The organism is Paenibacillus sp. FSL K6-2862, from assembly GCF_038005125.1.
Taxonomy (GTDB): Bacteria; Bacillota; Bacilli; order Paenibacillales; family Paenibacillaceae; genus Paenibacillus; species Paenibacillus illinoisensis_A.
This window is the reverse complement of the sequence record NZ_JBBOSN010000001.1, coordinates 3,472,457-3,484,375: the sequence shown is the minus strand read 5'-3', so window position 1 is coordinate 3,484,375 and position 11,919 is coordinate 3,472,457. Positions and strand designations below refer to the sequence as shown.

Annotated in this window: 10 protein-coding genes; 9 read left to right on the top strand and 1 reads right to left on the bottom strand. The window is 43.1% G+C overall.

Annotation, left to right across the window (positions count from 1 at the left end; genetic code table 11):
* Nucleotides 1–61: 61 nt before the first annotated feature.
* The 8 genes from MHB82_RS15815 (at nucleotide 62) to MHB82_RS15780 (ending at nucleotide 9,922) form a co-directional block, all read left to right on the top strand.
* Nucleotides 62–409, top strand: coding sequence for a winged helix-turn-helix transcriptional regulator (locus MHB82_RS15815; protein ID WP_437126802.1), 348 nt, complete (start codon nucleotides 62–64; stop codon nucleotides 407–409).
* 310 nt (nucleotides 410–719) lie between these two features.
* Nucleotides 720–1,028 carry an SDR family NAD(P)-dependent oxidoreductase gene (locus MHB82_RS15810; RefSeq protein WP_341175229.1) on the top strand — a complete coding sequence of 103 codons (309 nt, stop codon included), beginning with the start codon at nucleotides 720–722 and terminating at the stop codon, nucleotides 1,026–1,028.
* Nucleotides 1,029–1,179: 151 nt separating this feature from the next.
* Nucleotides 1,180–2,604 carry an extracellular solute-binding protein gene (locus MHB82_RS15805; RefSeq protein ID WP_341175228.1) on the top strand — a complete coding sequence of 475 codons (1,425 nt, stop codon included), beginning with the start codon at nucleotides 1,180–1,182 and terminating at the stop codon, nucleotides 2,602–2,604.
* 286 nt (nucleotides 2,605–2,890) lie between these two features.
* A complete protein-coding gene (locus MHB82_RS15800) occupies nucleotides 2,891–4,729 on the top strand; it encodes a sensor histidine kinase (protein ID WP_095357883.1) in 1,839 nt (612 codons plus the stop codon).
* Nucleotides 4,730–4,732: 3 nt separating this feature from the next.
* Nucleotides 4,733–6,274 (top strand): response regulator, encoded by a 1,542-nt coding sequence (locus MHB82_RS15795; protein WP_341175227.1) that lies wholly within the window; start codon nucleotides 4,733–4,735, stop codon nucleotides 6,272–6,274.
* A 152-nt stretch (nucleotides 6,275–6,426) separates the two neighbouring features.
* A complete protein-coding gene (locus MHB82_RS15790; protein WP_341175226.1) occupies nucleotides 6,427–8,475 on the top strand; it encodes a glycoside hydrolase family 16 protein in 2,049 nt (682 codons plus the stop codon).
* A 200-nt stretch (nucleotides 8,476–8,675) separates the two neighbouring features.
* Nucleotides 8,676–9,119 carry a 2-oxoglutarate dehydrogenase E1 gene (locus MHB82_RS15785; RefSeq protein WP_341175225.1) on the top strand — a complete coding sequence of 148 codons (444 nt, stop codon included), beginning with the start codon at nucleotides 8,676–8,678 and terminating at the stop codon, nucleotides 9,117–9,119.
* 317 nt (nucleotides 9,120–9,436) lie between these two features.
* The gene (locus MHB82_RS15780) at nucleotides 9,437–9,922 is read left to right on the top strand and encodes a hypothetical protein (protein ID WP_341175224.1); all 486 of its coding nucleotides are present in this window, start codon (nucleotides 9,437–9,439) and stop codon (nucleotides 9,920–9,922) included.
* Between the two features lie 47 nt (nucleotides 9,923–9,969).
* Here the strand turns inward: MHB82_RS15780 and MHB82_RS15775 are convergent, their stop codons facing one another.
* On the bottom strand, nucleotides 9,970–10,668 hold the full coding sequence (locus tag MHB82_RS15775; protein ID WP_341175223.1) for a DUF4386 domain-containing protein: 699 nt from the start codon (nucleotides 10,666–10,668) through the stop codon (nucleotides 9,970–9,972).
* A 79-nt stretch (nucleotides 10,669–10,747) separates the two neighbouring features.
* Here MHB82_RS15775 and MHB82_RS15770 point away from each other — a divergent pair, with 79 nt between their 5' ends.
* Nucleotides 10,748–11,617, top strand: a complete 870-nt coding sequence (locus MHB82_RS15770) for a helix-turn-helix transcriptional regulator (protein ID WP_095357888.1) — start codon at nucleotides 10,748–10,750, stop codon at nucleotides 11,615–11,617.
* The last annotated feature ends 302 nt before the right edge of the window (nucleotides 11,618–11,919 follow it).

Genomic DNA, 11,919 nt, shown 5'->3' with positions numbered 1-11,919 from the left:
TGGATTTAATCAATAAGTGTACTATAATAATGGAAATTAAATGAGGGATGGTGTTTCTCCATTGAAAACTATTTATTGCGATCTGGAAATTACCTTAGATGTCATTGGTGGGAAGTGGAGACCTCTTATTCTGTATTACTTAATAAAAGGACCTAAACGGACCGGTGAATTGAAAAGGCTCATACCATCCATTTCTCAGAAAATGTTAGTACAGTCGCTGCGGGAGTTGGAGAGTAATCATTTGATTATAAGAAAAGTGTACAATCAGGTACCACCAAAAGTGGAATATGCAATATCAGAAATGGGTATGTCACTTGAACCTACTTTGCGAGCTCTTTGTGATTGGGGTCAGGATTATGTAGAGAAGACATTGAACAAGGATGAATATCGAAGATTAAATATAGAATAGAGTAGACAGTTAGAACTTCGATTATCCTATCGAAAATACCGTGAATCGAATGTATGATCCTCACTCTTCAATTCTATATTAAGAGCATGCAGGCAAATCCAAGGCACGCCATAACAGTAGGGTGAATATGAAAGCTGTAACGTTTAATGGCATGAAGAACATTTCAACAACTGCAGTTCTCTCCCTCTCGATTGATTAGATACATGATATCACATAGGATTTAATGTATGCATTCGATCCCAGGCTTCCGCGATCTTATCGAAACCAACTCACCGGTTATTTTCTGGTAGCGCTAGGATTTACCTCACTCATGATTGAACAAGGAAAAGGACGAATCATTAACATCTCAATGAATCATGAGACCATGAAAAGAAAGGGTTTTGTTCCGTACGGTCCGTCGCGTGCCGCAACAGAATCGCTGTCAGCGATCATGGCAGAGGATCTTAAGGAATCTGGAATTTCGGTCAATATGTTGTTTCCGGGGGGAGCAACGGCGACGGGCATGATTCCGGATGATCTGCGCAGCGAGATTGAGGCGAATGCTTCCTCTATAAGTCATATTGAAAGTCGCTATTTTAGCGGCTATTTTGTTATATCAGTACAAGTTATATTTCGTTAGGCGAATGATGTGGATCATATGAGAATCGACCACTAAAACATTTCCATTTTAATCCAAGGATAGTAAAATCGGTTGTACCACCACTAGTAGGAATGCTGGGACAGATGGGAATTGGAAAAGGCAAGTATCGAAAGGAGGCGCTTAGGTATACATGTTTCGAAGTCCTTATATTTTAGCCTTGTTGATGATGTGTCTGATGTCAGGCCTGACTGCTTGTTCTGAGTCAGAGCAATCGGAAGATAGGGATGCTTTGACAAAGGCTGACTTCACGGAGCAGATACAGAGCCCTAATATGGAAGAACCATCATGGAAGCTGGATACCACCCCCGTCAATCTAACGTGGTTCGTTGGAGCCGAATGGTACGGGCACACTTGGGGGGAGAGCCTGACTTCCAAATATATCACCCAAAAAACAGGGGTCAATATCGAATTCGAAGTAGCAACTGATGAACCAAGCGAGATGTTATCACGGATGTTGACGACCGGTAGTCTGCCGGATTTGATAACCATCGGCTCCTGGGAAAGTGCGGTTAACAAACTTCGAGAGAGTCATCTCATCTATGCCCTGGATGAGTTAGCCAACCAGTATGATCCTTACTTTTACAAGTTAGCAAGTGATGGTGCTCTACAATGGTATCGGCAGGAAGACGGCCATACCTATGTTATTCCCAATGATGCGTACAGTCCCGAACAGATGCGTTCAACCGGCTTGACGGGAGCAAACCAAACCTTTCTCGTACGTAAAGATCTCTATGAGTCGATGGGCAAACCGGACCTTAGCACGCCGAAAGGTTTTCTAAATGCACTACAGTTGCTAAAGAATCAATATTCGGTTTATAAAGGCCAGCTGATCAGTCCATTTTGGGCACAGGGGAATGCTTCCTATGGGATGACCGAATATTTGCAAAATCTGCTTGCGATCCCCCATGAGCAGAACGGTAAAGTATACGACCGAATGACAGATCCCGATTATATCGAGTGGTTGAAAACGTTTCGTACCGCTTACGAGCAGGGCCTGATTAATGTTGATTTTCTGGTCGACTCCAGTGCACAGGTGCAGGAAAAAACCAACCATGCCCAATATTTTATGATGATCCGGGAATGGACAGACATATCGGACCTCAATTCGAAATTGGAAGTACTTACGAACCAGAATTCATACTATATCGCTGTAGATGGCCCCCGGAACAGCAGGGGAGAACCCGCCAAACTGTTCCCCGGCAGCATGGACGGCTGGATGGTTACGATGATTAGCAGATCCACGAAAAACCCTGAACGAGCCATCCGATTTTTGACCTATCTGGCCAGCGAAGAAGGCCAACGGGATTTATTTTTGGGCAAAGAAGGTGAAACCTGGACGATGCAGAACGGTAAACCGCAGTTAAAGGCGGCAATGGTCCAGTTGCATGACAAGGATCGGGAGCGGCTGGAAAAGGAATATGGCATAATGGATACCTACTGGATGCTGAGAAATCCTGCTTTCGTTAACCAGTGGAGACCAGAGCATACCCCATCCATTAAGCAAATGGAGGAGTTCGCCAACCAACAGGCCGATCTGGACAGCGGCATCTATTAGGGATTAGATCCTGTAGGTGATTCCGATATAGCGTTAGCCTGGTCACGTATTTCTCAGAATTGGGAAGAAGTACTGCCAGAACTGATTACAGCGAAGGATGAAGCTGCCTTTGACAAAATTTTTGAAAATTTTCTGATCCGTCGTGTGAACTACGGCTTCAACCAGGTGATGGAATATCGCCAGGCTGAACTGGAACTGCGGAAAGCCAAGATAGCCAGATAACCATTTCCTAATACATTATTACACTCGTAATATAGGGTATAACAAAGGTGGTGAATACATCAGAATGAAATACCTACTGACGAGATTGAGGAAGCTTTATCGCAATGCCCGTATATCCCAGAAGCTGTTTCTGGCATTTAGCCTGATGATTGCCATACCGGTTATTTTGATATCCTTTGTGTATATCCGCATGCAAGAAACGCAGCTATATAAGGACGCTATGGCAACGGGCAACAGCCATGTTTCATGGCTGAATGAACAATTGCGCAGAAGAATGGATATGATTGAGAACGCTTCCAATACAGCCCTAACTCAAAAGTCATTTGTGGATTTTATTCATTCCAATATGCTTGTGGATGGACTACGCTTGGTAAAGTTTAAGCAAAATCAATTTGAGCAAATGCTCAATATTATTCAAAGCAATGCGATGATCAGTGAGCTTAGCTTTTACGTCGATAACCCAAACCTGTATGAAATCTGGCCTGAAATCTATCATTATCAGAAATTTTGGCCGCAGGATTACTGGACAAAGCTTCGGGATGAAGGTGGTGCGGCTTACCGTTTATTTTCTTTTAGGGATGGTGAACACACCTTATCCTACTATCGTCTGGTTCGCCTTCAAGGGCAGGAACAAAAACGCCCTAGTATTATGGAAGTGCGAGTCCCGCACAGCATGTTTTTCAGCGACCTGCTCCAGGAGAGCAAGGGGGACTTCTTTTCGGTGTTGATGAACGCAAGCGATCCTCCCCAGTATGTTTACAACCCGCAGCATGAGTTTTCTGAAAAGTACGGGCAGGGGCTGGAGGAGATCCTTGGCAGTATTCATCGCCAGCTCGATATATCGCAGCAGGAAAGCCCACTTCAGGTTAAAGTAGGAGATCAGAGCTACTATGCATTGTATCGATACATCGCTCCGTTGAACACTTATGTGGTCGATATTGCTTCTCATCAGGCATTGATGAAGGGGCCGCGCAGTTGGTATGCATTTGTGGTAACGATTACATTATGTGTATTGCTGCTGATTATGTTACTCGTATCCCAAACGACGCAGCGTATTTTCCGACGGTTGGACAGCGTACTGGTATCCATGCGTCAGGTACGGAAAGGCGAGCTGGATGCAATGATTGATACAGGCCTTGATGAGAATGAAAGAGGAGATGAAATCGATGAGGTGGCGGTGAATTACAATAAAATGTTACATGAGGTCAAACGTCTAATGACACAGGTCGTGGATAAGCAGTTAATTGCGAAAAACGCACAGCTTCACTCCCTGCATTCGCAGATTAACTCCCATTTTTTATATAACGCCCTGGAATCGATCCGCATGGTGGCAGAGGTACAGAGGCAGCCTGCTATAGCCAATTCATTGGTGTCGCTCGGCTCCCAGCTGCGCTACAGCATGCAGTGGCGTAGCGATACCGTTGCTTTTCGGGAGGAGCTTGCCAATATCCAAAGTTATATTGAATTTATCAACTTTATGGAAGGCGGCAGTATCGTTATGACGGCAGATCTTCCTCAGGAGATACTTCGCTACGCCATTCCCAAAATGTGTATGCAGCCCATCGTTGAAAATGCAATTCATCACGGGGCACCTTCGGGCGGCGGGGTAGCTATAGAGATTACCTTTTCTGTGGAGGATGACAGTCTACTTTTCATTAACATTAGAGATGACGGAGAGGGGTTAGAACCTGAGACGTTACATCGTCTTCAGGCGGTACTGCGGAGCGAATCAGATACGCCGATGGTTACTCGCAGGAGCGGACTTGGTTTGGAAAATGTGAATAAGCGGTTGCAGCTTCATTATGGCAAGAATTGCGGTCTTTGGATTGAGAGTGTGCAAGGTGCATATACCTGTGTAACGATACGTTTGCCTTGGGAAAATGAAAATCTCGGAGGGTGGTAGAGCATGATTAATATCCTGATTGTGGACGATCAAAAACACATTCGCGACGGCCTGCAGGCCATGCTGCATCAATTTCCTCTGGAGCTGAACAACATATACTGTGCCGCGAGCGGGATTGAGGCACTGACCCTATTGCGGCAGCACTGCATTCACATCGTTATTACCGATATCAGGATGCCGGATATGGATGGGTTGGCACTTATGGCTCAAACCAAAGAGGAATCCATAGATGTGGAATACCTTATTATCAGCGGTTATAGTGATTTTACATATGCCCAAAAAGCGATCGGGCTTGGTGCAAAAGGCTACTTGCTAAAACCTTTGAAACGAGAGGATCTGAAAAATTCCCTGGAGCATGTATGGCAGGAGATCCAGACACGGCAGGCACTTACGCATAATATGCAGCATGTTTCCCGTCTAGCCCAAGAGACTAATCGTAAAGAATTAAGAATGTTTATGCAAGGTGCGTTAAGTGATGATGCATGGATTGTTCAGATTGAGGAACAACATGAGGCGTTATGGCGAAATTATCGCCTGGCCCTGCTGCGAGAAGATGCTTGCATGAGCCAGCCCGGAGCCAGCAGCGCCCATAGCATGGAATCCATTGCTTATCGGGTGTTTGGCAGACAAGGTTGTATTTGCCTGCAGCATCGCCCATACCTTATCATTGCTGTGGATGCGTCCATAGATCCAAGTGTTTTGCCTGCAGCGCTCAAGGAAGCAAAGATCGCTTCCATAACGGCCATGACTAATCCGATTTCGGGGTTAAAAGCACTACCAGACAGCTATACCCAAGTGCTTGAGCTCTATCGCCACAGTTACCTGTTTCCTGATCAGTACAGTATCTTCCCAGCGCATATCGAGCATATGGAGCAGCAGTGGCAGCTTCCCTATGAAGACTTATATGAACTTTTCCAGTCGGTTGGAACAGATAACAGTGGAACCATTACTAAGGGTATTTCTGCAATATTTCACAAAAAGGTGCTGCAACGCTATCCTATTCGCTATACCCAACACCTCTGCGCCGCCACCGTTCAGATGATGGAGGAATACGAACAGGTTATCCGCCCTTATATGGGGGAAGAAAAGCTGAACCTTGAATCATTGCGTAATCTCTTTGATTATCCAGGGATGCGTGATTATATACAAGCACTGCAACAACAGCTGCTTCGGCTCAATCAGTTCTATTATGACTATAAGTGCAGCTATCGTCATTCGCAGGATCTAAATGAAGCCATTCGTTTTATCCACGAGAGTTACCACAAACCTCTGGACCTCGCGATGGTATCCAATCATGTATCGCTTAATTATGCTTATTTTTCAAATCTGTTTAAGAAGAATATTGGTAAAGGTTTTGCTGAATACCTACGAGATGTGCGTCTGGATAAAGCGCGGCGGCTTCTCGCCGAAACCGATTATAAAATTGTTGAGGTGGCTGCTATGGTAGGCTATGAAAGTTACAAAAGCTTTACACGCGCATTCCGACTTGTGATGCAGATCCAACCCACAGAGTACCGACAGATGATGCGGCAGAGGGCAGATTGAATCAAAATCCAAAAAATTGGGATACCACAAAAACAATTGTACCTTTTCAGCAATTTATCCTATTCGATAGAATAAAGACATCCCTCATGTAAGCGATTACCTTAATACGCATGGATTGGGAGAATCTATTATTCTATTAAAGGAGGGCAATGATGAAACCATCTCATTTTACGGAGAAACGATTTATGAAAAAGGTACTTGGTATGTTCCTTGTGGTTGTGATGCTGGCTAGTGTTGGCATACTCCCAGCTTCAAAGGTTCAAGCTGCGGGAACTACCGTAACCTCAATGGAGTACTTCTCACCAGCAGACGGGCCTGTTATTTCAAAATCAGGTGTTGGCAAGGCCAGCTACGGATTTGTTATGCCTAAGTTCAATGGAGGCTCCGCGACATGGAATGATGTAAACAGTGATGTAGGCGTTAATGTAAAAGTGGGCAACAACTGGGTTGATATCGACCAGGCAGGGGGGTTTATCTATAACCAAAACTGGGGGCACTGGAGCGATGGAGGTTTCAATGGCTATTGGTTCACCCTCTCCGCAACAACCGAGATTCAACTGTACTCCAAAGCAAATGGTGTTAAGCTGGAGTATCAACTTGTATTCCAAAACATCAACAAAACGACCATCACAGCGATGAATGCAACACAAGGTCCACAGATCACAGCAAGTTTCACAGGCGGTGCAGGCTTTACATATCCAACGTTTAACAATGATCCTGCGGTCACTTATGAAGCTGTTGCGGATGATCTGAAGGTGTATGTTAAACCTGTTAACAGCAGCACCTGGATCGATATTGACAATAACGCAGCCAGCGGCTGGATCTACGACCACAATTTTGGCCAATTCACAGATGGCGGCGGCGGATACTGGTTTAACGTAACGGAGTCGATTAATGTCAAATTGGAATCAAAGACTTCTTCGGCTAATCTTGTTTATACGATTACGTTTAATGAACCTACAAGAAATTCATATGTGATTACGCCATATGAAGGAACAACCTTCACAGCAGATGCAAATGGTTCCATTGGGGTTCCGCTTCCGAAAATTGATGGGGGGGCGCCAATCGCCAAGGAACTGGGCAATTTTGTATACCAGATTAACATCAATGGGCAATGGGTTGATTTGAGTAACTCCAGCCAGAGCAAATTTGCATACTCCGGTAATGGGTACAACAATATGTCCGATGCCAATCAATGGGGATACTGGGCCGATTACGTCTATGGCCTTTGGTTTCAGCCGATCCAAGAGAATATGCAGATTCGTATTGGATATCCACTGAACGGACAGGCGGGTGGGAATATTGGCAACAACTTTGTCAACTATACCTTCATTGGCAATCCAAATGCTCCGCGTCCGGATGTATCCGATCAAGAGGATATCTCCATCGGGACGCCAACCAACCCGGCAATCGCGGGCATGAACCTTATCTGGCAGGATGAGTTTAACGGAACTACGCTGGATACAAGCAAATGGAACTATGAAACAGGCTATTATCTCAACAACGATCCCGCTACATGGGGATGGGGTAATGCAGAGCTGCAGCACTACACGAACAGCACCCAAAATGTATATGTACAGGACGGAAAGCTGAATATCAAAGCCATGAACGATAGCAAATCTTTCCCGCAGGATCCGAATCGGTATGCACAGTATTCTTCTGGCAAGATTAACACCAAGGATAAATTGTCCTTGAAGTACGGGAGAGTTGATTTTCGCGCCAAGCTTCCTACAGGTGATGGTGTATGGCCAGCACTATGGATGCTTCCACAAGACTCGGTATACGGTACTTGGGCTGCATCAGGTGAAATTGATGTTATGGAAGCGAGAGGCCGTCTGCCTGGATCAGTAAGCGGTACCATACACTTTGGTGGACAATGGCCCGCGAACCAGTATTTGGGCGGGGATTATCACTTCCCGGAGGGGCAAACTTTCGCCAATGATTATCATGTATACTCGGTAGTCTGGGAAGAGGACAATATCAAATGGTATGTAGACGGCAAGTTTTACTATAAAGTCACTAACGATCAGTGGTATTCCGCAGCTGCACCGAATAATCCGAATGCACCTTTCGATGAGCCGTTCTACCTCATTATGAACTTGGCAATCGGCGGAAACTTTGACGGAGGCCGTACTCCGAACGCCTCCGATATCCCGGCGACTATGCAAGTGGATTATGTACGCGTGTATAAAGAACAGTAATAAAATTGCTGTTTCCACATTTAACAAACTGTTGATCTGATTCATGATGATCAACGGTTTGTTTGTTGTTAATTTGAATTGATGTTATTTAAGCAGGGAGGTCTCGGTTTATATCTAGAGTCGCATCATACGAGTATGGAAAGTCTCGAGGATGTTTGGGGAATAGTAATTCATTATGAACAGGAATGGAGCGTAGAGGAATGAAAGTATTATCTATGATTCAACCCTGGGCGACCCTGCTCGTCCAAGGCGAGACTCTCTATGAAACAAGATCCTGGAAGACCCGTTATCGCGGTCCGTTGGCCATTCATGCAAGCCAGAAAGTCGATAAGCAGGCCTGCAAATATGAACCCATACGCTCTTTACTCGCCAAGAATGGCTATACGCAACAAAACCTCCCTACAGGGGTGATCCTTGCAACTTGCGAGCTTTCCAATTGTTATCAAGTCATCGACGCTAATCATACGTCAGCCATTCTGGATTGCGGGAAGGTTGTGACGGGTGAGGACTTACTGTTAGGCGATTATAGTCCAGGTTATTTTGCGTGGGAAATAGCGGGTTTCCGTCTGCTGAAGCCCTATATTCCCGCGAAGGGAAAACTGGGACTATGGGAATATCCGATAGACGAAGAGTTGATGATATGACCTATGTACACAATTAATTGAGGGGGTCTCCTGACATTATTAACATGAAAAATGTCGAGGGACAAGAACATAATCCCATTTATGACGCTATTTTAGCGACTTTTTTGTTTCCTGTGAAGACCACACAATTCAACGTGAATTTCCGATCTGGACAATAATAAGTAAGGCAAGTTTTGAGTCAGGGAGGATTTTTGGGGGCTATATTGCGAACAAAAAAAAAGAACCTGCGGGCAGGATCGACATAATATTATAATTCCTTATCTTAGCAACCTTCCTCCATTTCGGAACGTCGATAACTGATGATAAGGGGGATTATAATGAAAAATATGATATTTAAACTGATAGGCATTTGCTTCATTCTAACTGGATGCTTTTCTAATCAAACGGGAAATGAGCCATTGAATGTGAATGATAAAGTGAAACTTGTGACGGAAAACGAAAACAATCTTACTTTGGAAAAAGTGACAGCCGGCCTAAAAATTGAGGGAATTGATATGTTTAAAGAGAAACTGAATAATGATTGGGTATTAAATAACGTTAACGCCAACAGGTTTTCTGTGTCTCGACTAACTGTAAAAGAAGTTTATAAAGAGTACATTTCAGTATACATTTTTAATTCAGAGACAGATCGAAAAGAAGGTCTACATGATTTCAATCATCAAAAGGAAAAGTATGATATGCAAATACCGAACATCTATGAATACAAAAATGTTCTTATTCTTTATTGGCATCATGAAACCGTAGAGAATTCGAAGAATGCGAAATTTAACAAACCAATTGAAATGGCAATTCAAAAGATTTAAGTGTAGTAAAGGTGAGGTGGATAAATTAAATATTGAGGACTACATCCCTAGTTCGCTTCTAGTTTCTTGAGGTTTTTCTTGTCAAATCCCTTTGCAATTAACCATACAGACAAACTCAACTCATATACGCCAACGGGAAGAGCAATCACTCCTTTTACTGCAGAAAGAGGTTCTATAATACCGAACATTTCTAAAAGACCCGCTATAAATACAAGTGTAGCAGTAATAATACCAGATAGCGCTAACGTTCTTGGAACCAACCTTGTTCTAAAAAGTAAATAGCTATACAGTGCAGTATTAATACCGAGCATAAAATTAGGACCTAACATCGATGTCCATCGATGAAAAGCTTGCAGCATGTAACCGAGCTCTTTAAGATTTTCTATACTCGCTAAGCTGTTTCCTTCATAATATATACTAAGCTGCACTAAACCTAGTATACTTACCACACCAACGGCAATAAGCACAGCTTCCATGAATCGAAAGCATAGATATCCTAACGCGAGTTGTTCATTCCAACGACGAAGATAAGGGAACAGCATAACCGATGTACCAACTGCAGTTAGAACGAGTATGAGATCGTTAAGTACTCCGAGCAAGACCTTTGTTTTAAAACCATTTGCCACGGACAAATACCATTGTTCAGATAATACCGGCTCATAAGAGATAACAGCGATAACTGAAGTGACTGCAGCAACAATATAAAAAATTCCGATTATAATTCCATTCCTTCTGTCTTGCGTCATTGTACCGTACCTCCTTAAATTAATTACTGTCTAGGTATATCATTGCTGAGTTAACCTGAAAAATGTATTGGAGGTTATTATGGACCATTACGCAGTCATAGAGAGCGCTCTACTCCATATTGAGAACAATTTAGATCAGCCCTTATCATTAGATTCTGTAGCGGATACAGTCAACATGTCGAAATATTACTTTCACAGACTGTTTTCTGCCATAACAGGTTCTTCCTTAAACAATTACATACTTTCCAGAAGATTGAATGCTTCACTACAATTCATACAATCCGATCAATTATCCCTTACAGATATTTCGTACCTACTTAACTTTGGAGCCCAATCATCATTTACTCGTGCTTTTAAACGCCAATATGGAATAACCCCGAGCGCTCTAAGAGTACAAAATATGAAAATCCCTCTAACACCAATGCCTTCAGTGGTCAAAAGACCCGTAAAGAACATCAATGGTGATATTGTCACTGACTTCACCCTAACAGACTTTGAATCCATACGGGTTACCGGAATAGCTTTTGAAGTTGATCTGGCTGAAGATGATTATAAGACAAAGATTCGCTCTCATTCTGACAAATTGTTGCAGACCATTGATAAAACAATAAGTGGTCCATGTTATGTCATCTATTCCAATTGCCAACCTAATTCAACCCGCTTTAAAGTCCTGTTTGGAATTCCGCATGACATTCAGATCAATAAACCTTTTTATTTTACTATTGACGTACCACAACTCTTCTGTGCCAAATTCAAGTATTTCGGTGATCTCCTTGAAATAGGAGATATCCTTAAAACTGATTATGCAAGATTTTTGAAAATTTCCAGACAGGAAACCGAGGATTCACATATTGAGCTCATTCAAACTTTTGATGATATACACAATTTTCAATCTGCCTTCCACATTTATGCACCTATCAAGAAACTGCCGATTGATTCAGCATATTAACTACCATAATTTACTTCATGCCCTCCGTTCTTTTTGAATTATTATGAATGATCTCAAGATAACACAGAGGTTAAAAATGCACTTTTCAAATCTTGCTGTAACTAAATAGGGGCTATTCGAGATGTACAATTGTCGCTGCTATGCTTTTTCTTTCTTCACTTGTAATAACTCGAGCAGGAAACCATAGCTAACTTCAAGAGCCAAACAGGACCATGGCGTGCTCGTAGGTCCTGAATGACGTCGTTTGTGATATATATTTATAACGGAGATACCCTTTCAGCAGTTTGAAAGTAACGATGGAC

Bases quoted from the DNA above. Each gene is read 5' to 3' on its own strand.
- MHB82_RS15775 (WP_341175223.1), bottom strand. From the start codon at position 10,668: ATGACGCAAGACAGAAGGAATGGAATTATAATCGGAATTTTTTATATT.
- MHB82_RS15790 (WP_341175226.1), top strand. From the start codon at position 6,427: ATGAAACCATCTCATTTTACGGAGAAACGATTTATGAAAAAGGTACTT.
- MHB82_RS15805 (WP_341175228.1), top strand. From the start codon at position 1,180: ATGTTTCGAAGTCCTTATATTTTAGCCTTGTTGATGATGTGTCTGATG.
- MHB82_RS15770 (WP_095357888.1), top strand. From the start codon at position 10,748: ATGGACCATTACGCAGTCATAGAGAGCGCTCTACTCCATATTGAGAAC.
- MHB82_RS15785 (WP_341175225.1), top strand. From the start codon at position 8,676: ATGAAAGTATTATCTATGATTCAACCCTGGGCGACCCTGCTCGTCCAA.
- MHB82_RS15795 (WP_341175227.1), top strand. From the start codon at position 4,733: ATGATTAATATCCTGATTGTGGACGATCAAAAACACATTCGCGACGGC.
- MHB82_RS15810 (WP_341175229.1), top strand. From the start codon at position 720: ATGATTGAACAAGGAAAAGGACGAATCATTAACATCTCAATGAATCAT.
- MHB82_RS15780 (WP_341175224.1), top strand. From the start codon at position 9,437: ATGAAAAATATGATATTTAAACTGATAGGCATTTGCTTCATTCTAACT.
- MHB82_RS15800 (WP_095357883.1), top strand. From the start codon at position 2,891: ATGAAATACCTACTGACGAGATTGAGGAAGCTTTATCGCAATGCCCGT.